The organism is Nitrincola alkalisediminis, assembly GCF_009821115.1.
Lineage (GTDB): Bacteria > Pseudomonadota > Gammaproteobacteria > Pseudomonadales > Balneatricaceae > Nitrincola > Nitrincola alkalisediminis.
Map to the genome: position 1 here is coordinate 125,330 of NZ_VYTY01000006.1, position 19,548 is coordinate 144,877.

A 19,548-nucleotide genomic window follows, 5' to 3' on the forward strand; every position below is an offset into this window, starting at 1 on the left:
GTAAACCTAAGAAAAAAGATTTTTTAAAAAAAAGTATAAAAAAATCAAAATAAGGCTTGCAAAGATATATTCCGCTCAGTAATATACGCACCACTTCGATGGCAACGCCGGTATAGCTCAGTAGGTAGAGCAACTGACTTGTAATCAGTAGGTCCCGGGTTCGACTCCTGGTGCCGGCACCACGAAGGATCAAGATGTAAATCGATGTGGTGGGATTCCCGAGTGGCCAAAGGGATCAGACTGTAAATCTGACGCGAGAGCTTCGGTGGTTCGAATCCACCTCCCACCACCACCTCGATCAGCTACGCCCGGCGGGTATGGTATAGTGGCTATTACCTCAGCCTTCCAAGCTGAAGAGGCGGGTTCGATTCCCGCTACCCGCTCCAAATTCGCTCATGTAGCTCAGGGGTAGAGCACACCCTTGGTAAGGGTGAGGTCGGCGGTTCAATTCCGCCCATGAGCTCCATGTATTGTTAAGGGTAGATATAGTAATATGTCTGCCCTTTGTTGTATTTATGGCCTTAGGTCAACAAACTTAGATTGGGAATTCAAGATGGCTAAGAAAGCTTTTGAACGTAACAAGCCTCACGTCAACGTAGGAACAATCGGACACGTTGACCATGGTAAAACGACTTTGACAGCCGCGTTGACTCGCGTATGTGCAGAAGTTTGGGGTGGTACAGCGGTAGCGTTTGACGGTATCGACAATGCACCAGAAGAGCGTGAGCGTGGTATCACGATTTCAACTTCACACGTTGAGTACGAATCACCAGTACGTCACTATGCGCACGTAGACTGCCCAGGACACGCTGACTATGTTAAAAACATGATCACGGGTGCTGCACAGATGGACGGTGCGATTCTGGTTTGTTCAGCAGCTGACGGCCCAATGCCACAGACGCGTGAGCACATCCTGTTGTCACGTCAGGTAGGTGTACCATACATCGTTGTGTTCTTGAACAAAGCGGACATGGTTGACGATGCTGAGTTGTTGGAACTGGTTGAAATGGAAGTGCGTGAGCTTCTTGATCAGTACGACTTCCCAGGCGATGACACTCCAATCGTTATCGGTTCTGCGTTGATGGCGTTGAACGGCGAAGACGACAACGAAATGGGTACTACCGCGGTAAGAAAGCTGGTTGAGACTTTGGATGCTTACATTCCTGAGCCAGAGCGTGCCGTAGATCGTCCGTTCTTGATGCCAATCGAGGACGTATTCTCAATTTCTGGTCGTGGAACGGTAGTAACCGGTCGTATCGAGCGTGGAATTTTGAAAGTCGGTGACGAGATTGAGATCGTTGGTGTACGTGACACGGCTAAGACAACCTGTACAGGTGTTGAGATGTTCCGTAAGCTGCTTGACGAAGGTCGTGCAGGTGAGAACGTTGGTGCGTTGTTGCGTGGTACTAAGCGTGACGACGTTGAGCGTGGTCAAGTATTGTGTAAGCCAGGTTCAATCAAGCCGCACACTCAGTTCGAAGGCGAAGTGTACGTGTTGAGCAAAGAAGAGGGTGGTCGTCACACTCCATTCTTTAAAGGCTACCGTCCACAGTTCTACTTCCGTACCACTGACATCACAGGTGCTTGTGAATTGCCAGAGGGTGTTGAGATGGTGATGCCAGGTGATAACGTTCAAATGACCGTTACCCTGATCAACCCAATCGCGATGGAAGAAGGTCTGCGCTTTGCGATCCGTGAAGGCGGACGTACTGTTGGTGCGGGCGTTGTTGCTAAGATCATTGCGTAATTAGTTTTAAAATAAGTGTTGTAAACTGGTAGGGAGTGCATTATAATTTGCCTCCCTATTATGCAGTAGGCTAGTAGCTCAACTGGCAGAGCAGCGGTCTCCAAAACCGCAGGTTGGGGGTTCGAGTCCCTCCTGGCCTGCCAATCTCAGTCGAGATTGGCATCAAATAGCGTAAGCTTACCTAATAAGCCGAGGCTTCTGGCGTGAATACAAAAGTAAATTCTGAAGGGTCAAAACTGGATAGCATTAAGTGGGCTGTTGTTGTCCTGATTATTGCTGTCGGTGTGGTTGGAAACTCAATTTTTTCAGATGAGTCTCTGCTTTACCGTGTTTTGGCGCTTATTGTTTTAGCGGGTGTTGCAGGCTTTGTTGCGCTGCAAACTGCAAAAGGTCAGCTATGGTTCAAGCTGTTTAAAGATGCTAAAGGCGAGATGCGAAGAGTGGTTTGGCCGACGCGTCAAGAAACTTTGCAAACAACGCTTATGGTGCTTGCTGCAGTACTAGTGGTTGCGCTTATGCTGTGGGGGCTTGATTCTCTGCTCGGCTGGATAGTTTCCGGGGCAATTGGCTAGGAGTTCTGGCATGAGTACAGAAGAAAAAAAGCGCTGGTATGTGGTTCATGCCTATTCTGGATTTGAAAAGCGTGTGATGAATGGCCTTAGAGAGCGTATTGAATTGCATTCGATGCAGGATCTCTTTGGTGATGTGCTGGTGCCAACTGAAGAAGTTGTTGAAATACGTGATGGTAAGAAACGCAAGTCTGAGCGTAAGTTTTATCCAGGCTATGTGTTGGTTCAAATGGTTATGAATGATGCGACATGGCATCTGGTAAAAAGTACCCCAAGAGTGTTGGGGTTTATTGGCGGAACCGCAGATAAACCAGCACCCATCACGGATCGTGAGGCAAACGAAATACTGCAACGTGTTGAGAGTGGAGCGGATAAGCCCAAGCCCAAGACGGTGTTTGAGCCAGGTGAGATGGTTCGAGTTAACGATGGTCCTTTCGCTGACTTTAATGGCGTTGTTGAGGAAGTTAACTACGAGAAGAACCGCTTGCAAGTGGCTGTTTTAATTTTTGGTCGATCAACGCCGGTGGAGCTAGAGTTCCGTCAGGTTGAGAAGGTCTAAATACAAACCTCTGTGTTTGTTTTTATATAAATGGTAGTTAAGGGGAGCCTTTTAAAGGCGCTTGTACCCAAAGGAGTAGCTTAATGGCTAAGAAAATTAATGCTTATATCAAGCTGCAGGTCAAAGCAGGCCAGGCTAACCCAAGTCCTCCAGTAGGGCCTGCGTTAGGTCAGCATGGCGTCAATATCATGGAGTTCTGTAAAGCGTTTAACGCAGCAACTCAAGGTCTTGAGCTAGGTTTGCCAACACCTGTTGTTATCACTGTATACAGTGATCGTAGCTTTACGTTCATCACCAAAACACCGCCTGCTGCAATTTTGTTGAAGAAAGCAGCTGGTCTTAAGAGTGGTTCTGCACGTCCAAACACTGAGAAAGTGGGTAAAGTTACTCGTGCTCAGTTGGAAGAAATTGCCACAACTAAAATGCCAGACTTGACAGCCTCTGATATGGAAGCTGCTGTACGTACGATCGCTGGTAGTGCGCGTTCAATGGGCCTAGTTGTAGAAGGTGACGAGTAATGGCTAAGTTATCTAAGCGTAAAAAAGCAATTCGTGAAAAAGTAGTAGCGGGTAAGCTTTACTCTATTCAAGATGCAGTTTCTGTATTAGCCGAAGTGTCTACCGTTAAGTTTGTTGAATCAATTGACGTTGCGGTTAACTTGGGCGTTGATCCGCGTAAATCAGACCAAGTGGTTCGTGGTTCATCTGTATTGCCACACGGCACAGGTAAAGATGTTCGTGTTGCTGTGTTTGCTCAAGGCGATAATGCTGAAAAAGCAAAAGCTGCAGGTGCAGATGTTGTTGGTTTTGAGGATTTGGCTGAGCAAGTAAAAGCTGGCAATCTGGACTTCGACGTTGTTATTGCAACACCTGATGCTATGCGCATTGTCGGTCAGTTGGGTCAGATTTTAGGTCCACGTGGTTTGATGCCAAACCCAAAAGTTGGCACTGTAACGCCTGACGTAGCTACAGCGGTTCAAAATGCTAAGGCTGGACAAGTCCGTTTCCGTACCGATAAAAATGGTATTATCCATTGTTCAGTAGGTAAAGTTGGCTTTGCTGCAGATGCAATCAAAGAAAACATTGATGCTTTAGTTGCTGAACTGAAAAAGCTTAAGCCATCTTCGGCTAAGGGTGTTTACTTGAAAAAAGTAACAGTGTCTACGACTATGGGCCCAGGCTTAGTTGTTGATCAGTCGTCCTTAAACGCTTGATAATAGTTTAAAAGATTTTGAGGGTCTTCGTGACCTGTCATACAGAATACGAAGGCCGTCAAAGACCGCAGGTGACAATCTAGCGTTTAGATTGTCTTAATGGGTAACTTGCCTGCGCAGACGGTGTGATTCGATAGAATCAAAACCACCGTACTCACTGCCTGAAATATACATTTCAGGAATTTGGTAAATAGTCGAAAGACTCAATCCAGGAGTAAATCGTGGCATTAGGACTCGAAGACAAAAAAGCGATCGTCGCTGAAGTCCAGGAAGCTGCTGCATCCGCTCTATCCGCCGTTGTTGCTGACTCTCGTGGAGTTTCAGTAACCGACATGACAAGCTTGCGTAAGCTTGCTCGTGAAAATGGTGTATGGTTGCGTGTTGTTCGTAACACACTGGCACGTCGTGCAGTAGACGGTACCCAATACGAATGTCTCAAAGACGCATTTGTTGGTCCATCTATCATTGCCTTTTCAAACGAGCACCCAGGTGCTGGTGCGCGTATTCTACAAGATTTCGCGAAAGGCAACGACAAGTTTGAACTGAAAGCAGCAGCATTCGAAGGCGAAAAAGTTGACATCGCTATGCTGGCTAGCTTGCCGACCTATGACGAAGCCGTTGCTAAGCTGATGAGCGTTCTTAAAGAAGCTTCAGCTGGTAAGTTGGTACGTACACTGGCAGCAGTTCGCGACCAGAAAGAGCAGGCTGCCTGAACGCATTAGCGAAGGTTGTTTGAAAAGAGTTTAATGGGTAATACCCAATCAGATTATCAGGAATCAAAAATGTCTCTGACTCATGAAGATATCATCAATGCAGTAGCTGAAATGTCTGTTAAGGACATCGTTGTATTGATCGAAGCGATGGAAGAAAAATTCGGTGTTACTGCAGCTGCCGCTGTTGTAGCAGCAGGCCCTGCAGCAGCTGAAGCTGAAGAGCAGACTGAATTCAACGTTATCCTGGCTGAAGCTGGCGATAAGAAAGTTAACGTCATCAAAGCCGTTCGTGGCGCTACAGGTCTTGGCCTGAAAGAAGCTAAAGAATTGGTTGACGGCGCGCCTGCAACTGTTAAAGAAGGCGTTTCTAAACAAGAAGCTGAAGAACTCAAGAAAGCACTGGAAGAAGCCGGCGCTAAAGTTGAGCTCAAGTAATCGCTTCAATGCGCTGCAGGCCGCATAACCTGCTTAAAAAGCGTATGGCTGGTGACCATAGAGTCACCGGCCTTTTTCCGTTATTAAATGACAGCAAAAATATAACGGCAAAACAGACTGGAAGATCCCCTTCTGGACTGGCTTCTCAACTAGGTGCACATGCTGGGGAACACTGATGGCTTATTCATATACTGAGAAGAAACGAATTCGTAAGGATTTTAGCAAGCTAAACCAGGTCATGGATGTTCCATACCTATTGTCGACGCAGCTTGACTCCTATCGGAAGTTTCTGCAGCTGGGGGCAGACGCGGGCAGACGCGATGAATCTGGACTCCAAGCGGCATTTAATTCTGTTTTTCCAATCGTATCCTATTCCGGAAATGCTGCACTGGAGTACGTTGGTTACCGCCTCGGTGAACCCGTGTTTGACGTCAAAGAGTGTCAGTTGCGCGGTATTACCTATGCAGCTCCACTGCGCGTCAAAGTGCGTCTGGTTATATACGATCGTGATTCGTCTACGAAAGCAGTTAAAGACATTAAAGAGCAAGAAGTCTACATGGGTGAAATGCCTTTGATGACTGAAAACGGTACCTTCGTTGTGAATGGAACCGAGCGCGTTATTGTGTCGCAGTTGCATCGTTCACCAGGTGTTTTCTTTGATCATGACAAGGGTAAAACACATTCATCCGGTAAGCTTTTATACTCAGCTCGGATTATTCCTTACCGTGGCTCATGGCTTGACTTTGAATTCGATCCTAAAGATGCACTGTTTGTTCGTATCGATCGTCGCCGTAAATTACCGGCGTCTATATTGCTGCGTGCATTAGGCTATGGCACACAAGAGATTTTAGAAATCTTCTTCGATACCACTGGTTGGAATTTCGAAAAAGATCAAATCTGGATGGATCTTGTCCCTGAACGCTTACGTGGTGAAACCATGTCGTTCGAGATCAAAGACCCTGAAGGAAACGTGATTGTTGAGGCTGGTCGTCGTATTACGCCCCGTCACACGCGTCAAATGACAAATGCGGGCATGAAGCAGTTGCTCGTTCCGTCAGAATATTTGGCAGGGAAGGTGACCGCGCGTGATGTTGTTGATCCGTCAACGGGTGAAGTGTTGGCTGTTGCAAATACAGAAATCACCGAAGATTTGATCACGCGTTTAATGGTGTCAGGAATTACGCGTTTTGAAACCCTGTACACAAATGATTTGGACTGCGGACCTTATATCTCTGATACGTTGCGCATTGACAGCACACGTAATCAAATAGAGGCTCTTGTTGAAATTTATCGAATGATGCGCCCTGGTGAGCCGCCTACTAAAGAGTCGGCTGAAGGACTATTCGAAAATTTATTCTTCTCTGAAGACCGTTATGACTTGTCGGCCGTCGGTCGTATGAAGTTCAACCGTCGCTTAGGTCGCAGTGAAGAAACAGGTTCAGGTATCTTAGATAAAGATGACATTTTAGATGTCATGAAGACCTTAATCGATATCCGAAACGGTAAAGGGGTTGTTGATGACATCGACCACTTAGGTAACCGCCGTATTCGTTCTGTTGGTGAGATGGCTGAAAACCAGTTCCGTGTCGGCTTGGTTCGTGTTGAGCGTGCCGTACGTGAGCGTTTGAGCATGGCTGAGTCAGATAACCTGATGCCACAAGATCTGATCAACGCTAAGCCCGTTGCAGCAGCAATCAAAGAGTTCTTTGGTTCAAGTCAGTTGTCTCAGTTCATGGACCAAAACAATCCATTATCAGAGATTACCCACAAGCGCCGTGTTTCAGCGTTAGGCCCAGGTGGTCTGACACGTGAGCGTGCAGGCTTCGAGGTTCGTGACGTTCACCCTACGCATTACGGGCGTGTATGTCCTATCGAAACACCTGAAGGTCCGAACATCGGTCTGATCAACTCCTTGGCCGTGTTTGCAAGAACCAATGATTACGGCTTTTTAGAAACGCCGTATCGCCGAGTGCTGGATGGCAAAGTTTCAGACGAGATTGACTATTTATCAGCAATTGAAGAAAACAACTACGTTATCGCTCAGGCGTCTGCAAAACTGGATGCAGACAACCAGCTGGTTGAAGACTTAGTTGAAGTGCGTCATGCAAACGAATTTACGGTGATGCCACGCGAAAAAGTCCAGTATATGGACGTATCTGCACGCCAAATCGTGTCGGTTGCTGCTGCATTGATTCCATTCTTAGAGCACGATGACGCCAACCGTGCATTGATGGGATCGAACATGCAACGTCAAGCTGTGCCAACACTTCGGGCCGAGAAGCCTCTAGTGGGAACAGGTATTGAGCGTAGCGTAGCGCAAGACTCCGGTGTTTGTGTGGTTGCAAAACGTGGTGGTGTTATCGAGTCTGTCGATGCCAGTCGTATCGTTGTTCGTGCAAACGATAGCGAGACTGAAGCTGGCGATGCAGGTGTTGATATATATAACCTCACCAAATACGTTCGCTCAAACCAGAATACGTGTATCAACCAGCGTGCGATTGTGCGTCCAGGCGATTTAGTCGCTCGTGGTGACATCATGGCAGATGGTCCATCCGTTGATATGGGTGAGCTCGCGCTTGGTCAGAACATGCGTATTGCCTTCATGCCGTGGAATGGTTTCAACTTCGAAGACTCCATTTTGATCTCCGAGCGTGTTGTGCAAGAAGATCGTTTCACCACGATTCATATTCAAGAGTTAACCTGTGTTGCGCGTGATACGAAGTTAGGGTCAGAAGAGATTACAGCTGATATTCCTAACGTCGGTGAAGCAGCGCTCAGCAAACTGGATGAAACGGGCATAGTGCACATAGGTGCAGAAGTCGGACCTGGCGATATCTTGGTTGGTAAAGTGACACCTAAGGGTGAAACCCAATTGACGCCTGAAGAAAAGCTTCTACGTGCAATATTCGGTGAAAAAGCATCGGATGTTAAAGATACGTCATTGCGTGTTAAAGGTGGAACTATCGGTAAAGTTATCGATGTTCAAGTCTTCACACGAGATGGTGTTGAAAAAGATTCACGTGCGCGTTCAATTGAAAAGTATGAGCTGGATGCCATTCGTAAAGATTTAAATGACGAATTCAGGATCGTTGAAGACGCTACCTTCGAGCGTATGGCCAGAGTTCTGGTTGGCTTGACGGCAGATGGTGGTGCAGGTCTCAAGAAGGGTGAGCAGATTACCGCTGAATTCTTGAGTGGCTTGAAACGCAGTGAATGGTTCAAAATTCGCGTTGCAGATACAGATGCGCAAGAAATGCTCGAACACGCGCAAGCTCAGCTTGAAGAGCGCCGTGACAATTTAGACAAGCGTTTTGAAGACAAAAAGCGTAAGTTGCAAACGGGTGATGATCTTGCCCCAGGCGTATTGAAGATCGTCAAGGTTTATGTTGCGACTAAGCGCCGCGTCCAGCCGGGTGATAAGATGGCAGGGCGTCATGGAAACAAGGGTGTAATTTCTGTAATTATGCCTGTTGAAGATATGCCATATGACGAGAACGGCGAGCCAGTCGATATTGTACTGAACCCTCTGGGTGTACCTTCGCGTATGAACGTAGGTCAGATTCTCGAAACCCATATGGGAGCAGCAGCGAAAGGTCTCGGTCGTAAGATTAACCGTATGCTTGAGCAAGAGCGTGAGAAAGCCGAAACAGTTAATGAGCTGCGCGGTTTCTTGAACGAGATTTACAATGGTCAACATGCAGGTTTAGAAGTTGCGCGCAAAGAAGCGCTAGACACCTTTACCGATGAAGAGTTGCTTGAGCTTTCGCGTAACCTAAGAGCGGGTGTGCCGCTGGCATCGCCAGTATTTGACGGAGCCAAAGAGGCCGAAGTTAAAGCACTGTTGCGTTTAGCGGATATGGACGACAGTGGTCAAGTGACCCTGTATGACGGACGCACGGGTGACAAGTTTGACCGCCCTGTGACCGTTGGTTACATGTACATGCTCAAGCTTAACCACTTGGTTGACGATAAGATGCATGCGCGTTCAACAGGATCGTACAGTCTTGTGACTCAGCAACCATTGGGTGGTAAAGCCCAATTTGGTGGACAGCGATTTGGTGAGATGGAGGTGTGGGCGCTCGAAGCCTATGGCGCGGCCTACACGCTTCAAGAAATGCTCACGGTCAAGTCGGACGATGTGAATGGTCGTACCAAAATGTATAAAAACATTGTGGATGGCGATCATCGCATGGAACCTGGTATGCCTGAATCGTTTAACGTATTGATCAAGGAAATACGCTCACTCGGTATTGATATCGAGTTAGAAAGCGACTAAGACCTTAACAGATCACCAAGGTGGCGCCCGAATTGGGCGCTGCCACAGAGAACTCCGCGAGGAGCTATAGACAATGAAAGACTTGCTGAATCTGCTGAAGAATCAAGGTAAAACAGAAGAGTTTGACTCTATCCGTATTACGTTGGCATCCCCGGACATGATCCGTTCTTGGTCTTATGGTGAAGTGAAAAAGCCTGAGACTATAAACTACCGTACCTTCAAACCGGAACGTGACGGTTTGTTTTGTGCGAAAATATTTGGCCCAATCAAGGACTACGAGTGCTTGTGTGGCAAATATAAGCGCATGAAGCACCGTGGTGTTATCTGTGAGAAATGTGGTGTAGAAGTCACAATGACCAAAGTTCGTCGTGACCGCATGGGCCATATTGAACTGGCTTCACCAGTTGCTCACATTTGGTTTTTGAAGTCTCTGCCATCCCGTATCGGTTTGATGCTGGATATGACGCTGCGTGATATTGAACGCGTACTCTACTTTGAATCATTTGTTGTAATTGATCCCGGCATGACCACGCTAGAGCGTGGGCAGTTGATGAATGATGAGCAATATTTCGAAGCGCTAGAAGAGTTCGGTGATGAATTCGACGCTCGAATGGGTGCCGAGGCGATCCAAGAGTTGTTGGGATCCATCGAGCTGGAAGAAGAATGCCAGCGCATGCGTGAAGAGATTCCGCAAACCAACTCTGAAACTAAGCTTAAAAAGCTGTCTAAGCGTTTGAAGCTGATGGAAGCATTCGTTAAATCAGGCAATAAGCCTGAGTGGATGATTCTGAAAGTATTGCCAGTATTGCCACCGGATTTACGTCCTTTGGTTCCTCTGGACGGTGGGCGTTTTGCAACGTCTGATCTCAATGACTTATATCGTCGAGTGATCAACCGTAACAACCGTCTCAAGCGCTTATTGGATTTGAACGCACCTGACATCATCGTGCGTAACGAAAAGCGTATGTTGCAAGAGTCGGTAGATGCGCTGCTTGATAACGGTCGTCGCGGACGTGCAATCACTGGATCAAACAAGCGTCCGCTGAAATCGCTTGCAGATATGATCAAAGGTAAGCAAGGTCGTTTCCGTCAGAACCTGCTAGGTAAGCGCGTCGACTACTCAGGTCGTTCTGTTATCGTGGTAGGTCCTTCACTGCGTCTACATCAGTGCGGACTTCCAAAGAAAATGGCATTAGAGCTCTTTAAGCCATTTATTTTTTCAAAGCTTGAATTGCGTGGGCATGCAACCACCATTAAAGCAGCGAAGAAAATGGTTGAAAGAGAAGAGGCATTGGTATGGGATATCTTGGATGAAGTTATCCGGGAACATCCAGTGTTACTTAACCGTGCACCGACGCTACACCGTTTAGGTATCCAGGCCTTTGAACCTGTATTGATTGAAGGTAAAGCCATTCAGTTACACCCACTTGTTTGTGCAGCTTATAACGCTGACTTCGACGGTGACCAAATGGCGGTACACGTTCCACTGACTATAGAAGCTCAGTTGGAAGCGCGTGCTCTGATGATGTCCACCAATAATATTTTGTCACCTGCAAACGGTGAGCCTATTATTGTGCCGTCACAAGACGTAGTACTGGGTTTGTATTATATGACCCGTGAGCGGATTGCCGCGCAGGGTGAAGGCATGCATTTCTTGAATATCAAAGAAGTGCAGCGTGCTCATGGTGCAGGCAAAGTGCATCTGCAAGCGCGTATCAAAGTGCGTATTCGCGAAGTTATTCGTGATATCCACGGAGGCGTCGAAGAGATTACTGCCTTGCGCGATACAACAGTGGGTCGTGCAATGTTGTTTGATATTGTGCCCGAAGGCTTGCCTTTCGAGTTAGTTAACCAATCGATGAAGAAGAAATCGATTTCTAAGCTGCTAAACGAGGCTTATCGTCGTTGCGGCTTGAAAGAAACGGTTATTTTTGCCGATCAGTTGATGTACATGGGCTTCCGTCAAGCAACAATGTCAGGAGCCTCAATTGGTGTCAATGACTTCGTTATTCCGGATGAGAAACCCGCTATTATCGCAGCAGCTGATGCTGAAGTGACTGAAATTGAACGTCAGTTTGCGGAAGGTCTTGTAACCCAGGGCGAGAAGTACAACAAAGTTGTCGATATTTGGTCGCGCGCAAACGAAGTTCTCGCGAAGCGAATGATGGATAACCTGAAGGTTGATAAAGTTGTCAACGCGGCAGGTGAAGAAGTTGACCAAGAGTCATTTAACTCTGTTTACATCATGGCCGACTCTGGAGCGCGTGGTAGTGCTGCACAGATTCGTCAGTTGGCCGGTATGCGTGGTTTGATGGCTAAGCCGGATGGCTCGATCATCGAAACGCCAATCATTGCAAACTTCCGTGAAGGTCTAAACGTACTTCAGTACTTTATTTCTACACACGGTGCGCGTAAAGGTCTTGCCGATACCGCATTGAAGACAGCAAACTCTGGATACTTAACGCGTCGTCTTGTTGACGTTGCGCAAGATTTGGTTATTACAGAAACAGACTGTGGTACCGAAAATGGATTGTTGGTTCAGCCAATGATCGAAGGTGGCGATATTATTGTCAGCTTGGGTGAGCGTTTGCTAGGACGTGTAGTGGCTAAGGATGTACTTGATCCGACAGGCAGAGATGTTCTGATCGAAAAGGGTACGTTGATTGATGAGGCATGGGTTGATCGTCTAGAAAATGACGAGCGCTTTAGCAGTATCGACGAAGTCACTGTGCGTTCAGCCATCGCGTGTGACTCAATCCACGGTATCTGTTCTAAGTGTTATGGTCGTGATTTGGGTCGTGGACACGAGGTTAACCGCGGCGAAGCTGTTGGGGTTATCGCAGCGCAATCTATCGGTGAGCCAGGAACACAGTTAACCATGCGTACCTTCCACATCGGGGGGGCGGCTTCCAGGGCTGCAGCTGTTGACAGTATTCAGGTGAAAAATGGCGGTGAAATCCGTTTACATAACCTGAAGTTTGTTGAGCGAACCGATGGCAACTTGGTTGCAACATCCCGTTCAGGTGAGTTGGGTGTTACGGATGAGCATGGTCGTGAGCGTGAGCGTTATAAGCTTCCTTATGGATCCATGATAAAAGTACGTGATGGTAGTCGTGTTGAACCCGGTGCTGTAGTTGCGAACTGGGATCCACATACTCACCCAATCGTTTCTGAGATGCAGGGTAAAATCGTTTTCGTCGGTTTAGAAGACGGTATAACCGTTAAGCGTCAAACGGATGACTTAACAGGTCTGTCTACGATTGAAATCTTAGAAAGTAAGGATCGTCCACAAGCCGGTAAAGATATTCGTCCAATGATTAAATTGGTCGATTTTGCTGGAAACGATCTATGCTACCCTGGTACAGAGATGCCTGCGCAGTACCTGTTACCACCTAAGGCAATCGTTAACTTGAACGATGGTTCTGAAGTGCAAATCGGTGATGTATTGGCACGTATTCCGCAAGAGGGTACGGTTAACAAGGACATCACGGGTGGTCTTCCACGCGTTGCGGATTTGTTTGAAGCACGTAAGCCTAAAGAATACGCGATTCTGGCAGAAGTATCGGGTGTCATTTCCTTCGGCAAAGAGACCAAGGGTAAGCGCCGTATTTTGATATCTCCGCATGATGGATCCGAGCCGTTCGAAATCATGATTCAAAAATGGCGTAACCTCAACGTGTTTGAAGGTGAGTCAGTAGAGAAGGGTGAGGTTATCTCAGATGGACCGTCAAACCCACATGATATCTTGCGTATCTTGGGCGTGAATGCATTGGCGAAGTATATCGTTAGCGAGATTCAAGACGTTTACCGTTTGCAAGGTGTAGCAATCAACGACAAGCACATCGAAGTAATTGTGCGTCAGATGGTTCGTAAAGTAGAAATTACTGACTCTGGAGACAGTAATTTCATACAGGGCGATCAGGTTGAATACGTTGCTGTACGTCTTGAGAATGAGCGCTTGTTGGCAGATGGGAAGTTCCCAGCCAAGTTTGAGCGTGTGTTGCTCGGTATTACGAAAGCATCTCTTGCGACAGAGTCCTTCATTTCAGCTGCGTCTTTCCAAGAAACGACGCGCGTATTAACAGAAGGTGCTGTTAACGGTAAGAGTGATGCTCTTCGTGGATTGAAAGAAAACGTTGTGGTAGGTCGTTTGATACCTGCGGGTACTGGATTGGCGTACCACAGCGAGCGGAAACGTAAGCGTCGTTTGTCACAAGATGGCATCGGCGTGAGTGCTGAAGAAGTTCAGCAAGCGTTAACCGCTGCACTAAATGCGTCGATGACTAGCTCTGATTAAAAAACAGACAGTAATTGACCTGAAGGGCATGAATTGGTTAAAATTCACGCCCTCTTATGAGGCTGAGTAGAAATACTCAGTTTTTTTATATGGTGAAAACAAACCAAGTTGGAGTTTGCTTAAATGGCAACAATTAACCAGTTGGTACGTAAGCCGCGTAAGCGCAAAGTTCAAGCAAGTGATGTTCGTGCATTAGAAGCTTGTCCACAGCGTCGTGGTGTTTGTACCCGCGTTTATACAACCACACCTAAGAAGCCTAACTCTGCATTGCGTAAAGTATGTCGTGTACGCCTTACCAATGGCTATGAAGTGTCTTCTTACATCGGTGGTGAAGGTCACAACTTACAGGAGCACAGTGTTGTTCTGATTCGTGGTGGTCGTGTTAAAGACTTACCAGGTGTGCGTTATCACACCGTTCGTGGTGCTCTTGACTGTTCAGGCGTTAATGACCGTAAACAAGCTCGTTCTAAATACGGTACAAAACGTCCTAAGTCTTAATTCGTCGCCAAAACGGCGAAGTGGTTTCAGCCAAGCTTTTCCAGATCCGGAGAGAATGCTGCAGCGCTTAACCGAAAAAGACGATAAGAGTAAGGCCAGGTATCTTAGATATCCTGTTCAACCTGAAGACCTTTTAATATTATTGAGGGCTTATCATGCCTAGAAGACGCGTAGCTGCGAAGCGTGAGATCCTGCCGGATCCAAAATTCGGTAACATTACACTGGCTAAATTCATCAACCATTTGATGATCAGTGGCAAAAAATCCGTTGCAGAAAGCATCGTTTATGGTGCAATGGATAAAATTCAAGAGCGCACTAAACAAGATCCGTTGGAATTGTTCGACAAAGCGCTCGAAACTGTACAGCCTGTGGTTGAGGTTAAATCTCGCCGTGTAGGTGGTGCAACGTATCAAGTACCTGTAGAAGTTCGTCCTTCCCGTCGTATGGCTCTGGCGATGCGTTGGTTGGTTGACTCTTCTCGTAAGCGTGGTGAAAAGTCAATGGCTCTTCGCTTGGCGGGTGAGTTAGTTGATGCAGCAGAAGGTCGTGGTGCAGCCGTTAAGAAACGTGAAGATGTGCACCGCATGGCAGAAGCCAACAAGGCTTTTGCGCATTATCGCTTCTAAACATCAGAGGATTATGCCGTGTCTCGTAAAACACCGCTATCCAGATACCGTAACATAGGTATCTGTGCGCACGTAGATGCTGGTAAAACCACGACTACAGAACGCGTACTTTTTTACACTGGCTTATCTCATAAGATCGGTGAGGTGCACGATGGTGCAGCCACCACTGACTGGATGGAGCAGGAGCAGGAGCGTGGTATCACGATTACCTCTGCTGCTATTACCACTTTTTGGAGTGGTATGGATAAACAGTTTGAAGAGCATCGCATCAACGTTATCGATACGCCAGGTCACGTAGACTTCACGATTGAAGTTGAGCGTTCACTTCGTGTGCTAGATGGCGCTGTTGTTGTTCTGTGTGCATCCTCGGGAGTTCAGCCACAAACTGAAACGGTATGGCGGCAGGCAAATAAGTATGAAGTGCCTCGCATGGTGTTCGTCAATAAGATGGACCGTGCTGGGGCGGATTTCTTCCGAGTTGAAGAGCAACTTCAGAAGCGCTTAAACGTAACGACTGTGCCAATTAACTTCCCAATTGGCTCTGAAGATACCTTTACGGGTGTTGTAGATGTCCTCAGAATGCAGTCGATTGTATGGAATGAAGCCGATCAAGGGATGACTTTTAAGCTGGAAGCAATTCCAGCGGATCTTCAGGAAAAAGCTGAAGAGCTACGAGAGAAACTTGTTGAGACCGCCGCTGAATCCAGTGACGAGCTTATGGAGAAGTATCTTGGTGGAGAAGAGTTGTCCCTTGAGGAAATTAAAGCAGGCTTGCGTGCGCGCACGTTGAACAATGAAATTGTTCTAATGCTTTGTGGTTCTGCATTCAAAAACAAAGGTGTTCAAGCTGTGTTGGATGCGGTTGTTGAATATCTGCCAGCACCAACAGAAGTTAAAGCTATTGAGGGTACGCTTGATGATAAGGATGAGACATTGGCAGCGCGTAAAGCTGACGATGATGAGCCCTTCTCAGCACTTGCTTTCAAGATCGCAACAGATCCCTTTGTGGGAACGTTAACGTTTATTCGTGTTTACTCTGGCGTGCTCAGTTCTGGTGACAGCGTTTATAACTCTGTAAAACAGAAGAAAGAGCGCGTTGGGCGTATGGTTCAGATGCATGCCAACTCTCGTGAAGAGATAAAAGAAGTACGTGCGGGTGATATTGCTGCCCTTATCGGCCTGAAAGACGTAACAACAGGGGATACTCTTTGTGATCTAGATAATCGCATAGTACTAGAGCGTATGGAGTTCCCAGAGCCTGTTATTTCAGTGGCAGTAGAACCTAAGTCTAAAGCTGACCAAGAAAAAATGGGTATTGCTTTAGGCAAGCTAGCGCAAGAAGATCCATCCTTCCGTGTTGCGACGGATCCAGAAACGGGTCAAACCATTATTTCTGGAATGGGTGAGCTTCATTTGGATATCATTGTTGATCGTATGAGACGTGAGTTCAAAGTTGAGGCAAATATCGGTAAGCCACAGGTTGCCTACCGTGAGAAAATCCGTAAATCTGTTGTAGCTAACCATAAGTTTGCTCGTCAATCAGGTGGTCGCGGTCAATATGGCCATGTCGTCATCGAGTTTAGTCCGAGTGACGAAGAAGGGTTAGAGTTTATCAATGAGGTCGTGGGGGGTGTGATTCCTAAGGAATACATTCCTGCGATTCAGAAAGGTGTTGAGGAACAAATGAAGAACGGTGTTATCGCAGGATACCCGCTTATTGGTTTGAAGGCACGTTTATATGATGGCTCTTTCCATGAAGTTGACTCCAACGAAATGGCGTTTAAAATTGCAGCATCTCAGGCGCTTAAGAAGTACGCCCAAGAAGCGAGCCCGTGTTTGCTTGAGCCTATGATGAAGGTTGAAGTAGTAACTCCAGAAGAGTACATGGGGGATGTGATGGGTGACCTCAACCGTCGTCGAGGATTGGTGCAGGGAATGGAAGACACAGTATCGGGCAAAGTCATCAACGCTCAGGTGCCACTGGGTGAAATGTTTGGTTATGCAACTGATCTGCGTTCAGCTTCGCAAGGTCGTGCAACTTACTCTATGGAGTTTGATTGCTACAGTGAAGCACCGAATAACATCGCTGAAGCTGTAATTAAGCTAGGCTGATTAAGCAAATATTGATTAAGAGGAAATAACTGTGGCTAAGAAAGCTTTTGAACGTAACAAGCCTCACGTCAACGTAGGAACAATCGGACACGTTGATCATGGTAAAACGACTTTGACAGCCGCGTTGACTCGCGTATGTGCAGAAGTTTGGGGTGGTACAGCGGTAGCGTTTGACGGTATCGATAATGCACCAGAAGAGCGTGAGCGTGGTATCACGATTTCAACTTCACACGTTGAGTACGAATCACCAGTACGTCACTATGCGCACGTAGACTGCCCAGGGCACGCTGACTATGTTAAAAACATGATCACGGGTGCTGCACAGATGGACGGTGCGATTCTGGTTTGTTCAGCAGCTGACGGCCCAATGCCACAGACGCGTGAGCACATCCTGTTGTCACGTCAGGTAGGTGTACCATACATCGTTGTGTTCTTGAACAAAGCGGACATGGTTGACGATGCTGAGTTGTTGGAACTGGTTGAAATGGAAGTGCGTGAGCTTCTTGATCAGTACGACTTCCCAGGCGATGACACTCCAATCGTTATCGGTTCTGCGTTGATGGCGTTGAACGGCGAAGACGACAACGAAATGGGTACTACCGCGGTAAGAAAGCTGGTTGAGACTTTGGATGCTTACATTCCTGAGCCAGAGCGTGCCGTAGATCGTCCGTTCTTGATGCCAATCGAGGACGTATTCTCAATTTCTGGTCGTGGAACGGTAGTAACCGGTCGTATCGAGCGTGGAATTTTGAAAGTCGGTGACGAGATTGAGATCGTTGGTGTACGTGACACGGCTAAGACAACCTGTACAGGTGTTGAGATGTTCCGTAAGCTGCTTGACGAAGGTCGTGCAGGTGAGAACGTTGGTGCGTTGTTGCGTGGTACTAAGCGTGACGACGTTGAGCGTGGTCAAGTATTGTGTAAGCCAGGTTCAATCAAGCCGCACACTCAGTTCGAAGGCGAAGTGTACGTGTTGAGCAAAGAAGAGGGTGGTCGTCACACTCCATTCTTTAAAGGCTACCGTCCACAGTTCTACTTCCGTACCACTGACATCACAGGTGCTTGTGAATTGCCAGAGGGTGTTGAGATGGTGATGCCAGGTGATAACGTTCAAATGACCGTTACCCTGATCAACCCAATCGCGATGGAAGAAGGTCTGCGCTTTGCGATCCGTGAAGGCGGACGTACTGTTGGTGCGGGCGTTGTTGCTAAGATCATTGCGTAATTGTAATGATTGATTAAAAAACCCTCTTCGGAGGGTTTTTTGTTTTTAAGGTGTTTCGTAGGGCTCAATTGAGGAAAGTTTTTTGCTGGTTAAAAAATATACCGTGATGGCTTGACCGCAGGGGCTCATATGAGTAAAATTTGCGTCCCCTCTAGTAAGGGGAGGTCGGCTATTGCCGTAACGAAATTAACAGGAAATGCGTGATCAGAATGCAGAACCAAAAAATCAGAATTCGTCTGAAGGCTTTTGATCATCGCCTGATTGACTCGTCCGCGCAGGAAATTGTAGAAACTGCAAAGCGTACGGGTGCACAGGTGCATGGTCCGATCCCACTTCCTACTCGCAAAGAGCGTTTTACCGTTCTGATTTCACCTCACGTGAACAAAGATGCACGTGATCAGTATGAAATCCGTACGCATAAGCGTGTTCTGGACATCGTTGAGCCAACTGAAAAAACAGTTGATGCTCTAATGAAGCTAGATCTTGCTGCGGGTGTAGAAGTGCAGATCAGCCTGGGCTAAACAAGCTGCGCAGAATTAATAACTTAATGAAGCGCTATTTGAGGAATGCTCTGTAATGGGCAGCCATAGTGGGTCACAGCCCCGTACTCAACTGGCAAGAGGTAATAAAATGTCTGTAGGACTTATCGGACGTAAAGCGGGCATGACCCGTGTCTTCACAGAAGATGGCGTGTCCGTGCCAGTCACTGTCATCGAGGTGGATCCGAACCGCGTGACTTGCATTAAAACTGTCGATACTGACGGTTATGCCGCTGTACAGGTTACAACTGGGACTAAGAAAGCGAATCGCTTGACTAAGCCTGAAGCTGGTAACTTTGCAAAAGCAGGTGTTGAAGCAGGTCGTGGTTTGTGGGAGTTCCGTCTCTCCGGTGATGAAGAAATCAATGTTGGTGATTCACTAACAGTTGAGCGCTTTGAAGTCGGTCAGAAAATTGACGTAACCGGTCGTAGTAAAGGTAAAGGTTTTCAGGGTGGTGTTAAGCGCTGGAATTTCCGCACCCAAGATATGACCCACGGTAACTCACTTTCTCATCGTGCTCCTGGCTCTATTGGTCAGTGTCAAACTCCTGGGCGTGTGTTCAAGGGTAAGAAGATGGCGGGTCACATGGGTGATGAGCGTTGCACTGTACAAACATTAGAAGTTGTACGTGTAGATGCAGAACGTAGCCTGCTGCTGGTAAAAGGTGCTGTTCCTGGCGCTACTGGCGGTGATGTCATCGTTAAACCTGCTGTAAAAGCACGCGGCTGAAGGGGTTAA

Annotated in this window: 15 protein-coding genes and 5 tRNA genes; all 20 read left to right on the forward strand. The window is 47.2% G+C overall.

The window, feature by feature from the left end; genetic code table 11:
* Window positions 1–106: 106 nt before the first annotated feature.
* The 20 genes from F5971_RS10880 (at window position 107) to rplC (ending at window position 19,539) form a co-directional block, all read left to right on the forward strand.
* Window positions 107–182, forward strand: a tRNA-Thr gene (locus F5971_RS10880).
* Between the two features lie 26 nt (window positions 183–208).
* Window positions 209–292 (forward strand) — tRNA-Tyr (locus F5971_RS10885).
* A gap of 19 nt (window positions 293–311) precedes the next feature.
* Window positions 312–386 (forward strand) — tRNA-Gly (locus tag F5971_RS10890).
* Window positions 387–391: 5 nt separating this feature from the next.
* Window positions 392–466: transfer RNA gene (locus tag F5971_RS10895), tRNA-Thr, on the forward strand.
* 87 nt (window positions 467–553) lie between these two features.
* A complete protein-coding gene (gene tuf / locus F5971_RS10900; protein WP_193494984.1) occupies window positions 554–1,747 on the forward strand; it encodes an elongation factor Tu in 1,194 nt (397 codons plus the stop codon).
* Between the two features lie 67 nt (window positions 1,748–1,814).
* Window positions 1,815–1,890, forward strand: a tRNA-Trp gene (locus F5971_RS10905).
* Between the two features lie 60 nt (window positions 1,891–1,950).
* A complete protein-coding gene (gene secE / locus F5971_RS10910) occupies window positions 1,951–2,319 on the forward strand; it encodes a preprotein translocase subunit SecE (protein ID WP_036514725.1) in 369 nt (122 codons plus the stop codon).
* Between the two features lie 10 nt (window positions 2,320–2,329).
* Window positions 2,330–2,875 (forward strand): transcription termination/antitermination protein NusG, encoded by a 546-nt coding sequence (gene nusG, locus F5971_RS10915; protein WP_036514728.1) that lies wholly within the window; start codon window positions 2,330–2,332, stop codon window positions 2,873–2,875.
* Between the two features lie 83 nt (window positions 2,876–2,958).
* The gene (rplK, locus tag F5971_RS10920) at window positions 2,959–3,393 is read left to right on the forward strand and encodes a 50S ribosomal protein L11 (protein WP_036514731.1); all 435 of its coding nucleotides are present in this window, start codon (window positions 2,959–2,961) and stop codon (window positions 3,391–3,393) included.
* Window positions 3,393–4,088, forward strand: coding sequence for a 50S ribosomal protein L1 (rplA, locus tag F5971_RS10925; RefSeq protein ID WP_036514736.1), 696 nt, complete (start codon window positions 3,393–3,395; stop codon window positions 4,086–4,088). The genes rplK and rplA overlap by 1 nt, the downstream gene beginning before the upstream one ends.
* A gap of 221 nt (window positions 4,089–4,309) precedes the next feature.
* Window positions 4,310–4,801, forward strand: coding sequence for a 50S ribosomal protein L10 (gene rplJ, locus F5971_RS10930; RefSeq protein WP_036514739.1), 492 nt, complete (start codon window positions 4,310–4,312; stop codon window positions 4,799–4,801).
* Window positions 4,802–4,870: 69 nt separating this feature from the next.
* A complete protein-coding gene (gene rplL / locus F5971_RS10935; protein ID WP_036514754.1) occupies window positions 4,871–5,236 on the forward strand; it encodes a 50S ribosomal protein L7/L12 in 366 nt (121 codons plus the stop codon).
* 175 nt (window positions 5,237–5,411) lie between these two features.
* Window positions 5,412–9,512, forward strand: coding sequence for a DNA-directed RNA polymerase subunit beta (rpoB, locus tag F5971_RS10940; RefSeq protein WP_036514742.1), 4,101 nt, complete (start codon window positions 5,412–5,414; stop codon window positions 9,510–9,512).
* A 73-nt stretch (window positions 9,513–9,585) separates the two neighbouring features.
* Window positions 9,586–13,809 (forward strand): DNA-directed RNA polymerase subunit beta', encoded by a 4,224-nt coding sequence (gene rpoC / locus F5971_RS10945; RefSeq protein WP_193494985.1) that lies wholly within the window; start codon window positions 9,586–9,588, stop codon window positions 13,807–13,809.
* Between the two features lie 123 nt (window positions 13,810–13,932).
* Window positions 13,933–14,307, forward strand: a complete 375-nt coding sequence (gene rpsL / locus F5971_RS10950; RefSeq protein ID WP_036514745.1) for a 30S ribosomal protein S12 — start codon at window positions 13,933–13,935, stop codon at window positions 14,305–14,307.
* Window positions 14,308–14,462: 155 nt separating this feature from the next.
* The gene (rpsG, locus tag F5971_RS10955) at window positions 14,463–14,933 is read left to right on the forward strand and encodes a 30S ribosomal protein S7 (protein ID WP_036514748.1); all 471 of its coding nucleotides are present in this window, start codon (window positions 14,463–14,465) and stop codon (window positions 14,931–14,933) included.
* A gap of 18 nt (window positions 14,934–14,951) precedes the next feature.
* On the forward strand, window positions 14,952–17,045 hold the full coding sequence (gene fusA, locus F5971_RS10960; RefSeq protein WP_036514751.1) for an elongation factor G: 2,094 nt from the start codon (window positions 14,952–14,954) through the stop codon (window positions 17,043–17,045).
* A 31-nt stretch (window positions 17,046–17,076) separates the two neighbouring features.
* Window positions 17,077–18,270 (forward strand): elongation factor Tu, encoded by a 1,194-nt coding sequence (gene tuf, locus F5971_RS10965; protein ID WP_193494984.1) that lies wholly within the window; start codon window positions 17,077–17,079, stop codon window positions 18,268–18,270.
* 209 nt (window positions 18,271–18,479) lie between these two features.
* On the forward strand, window positions 18,480–18,791 hold the full coding sequence (rpsJ, locus tag F5971_RS10970) for a 30S ribosomal protein S10 (RefSeq protein ID WP_036511965.1): 312 nt from the start codon (window positions 18,480–18,482) through the stop codon (window positions 18,789–18,791).
* Window positions 18,792–18,900: 109 nt separating this feature from the next.
* On the forward strand, window positions 18,901–19,539 hold the full coding sequence (gene rplC / locus F5971_RS10975; protein ID WP_036512166.1) for a 50S ribosomal protein L3: 639 nt from the start codon (window positions 18,901–18,903) through the stop codon (window positions 19,537–19,539).
* Window positions 19,540–19,548 lie beyond the last annotated feature (9 nt).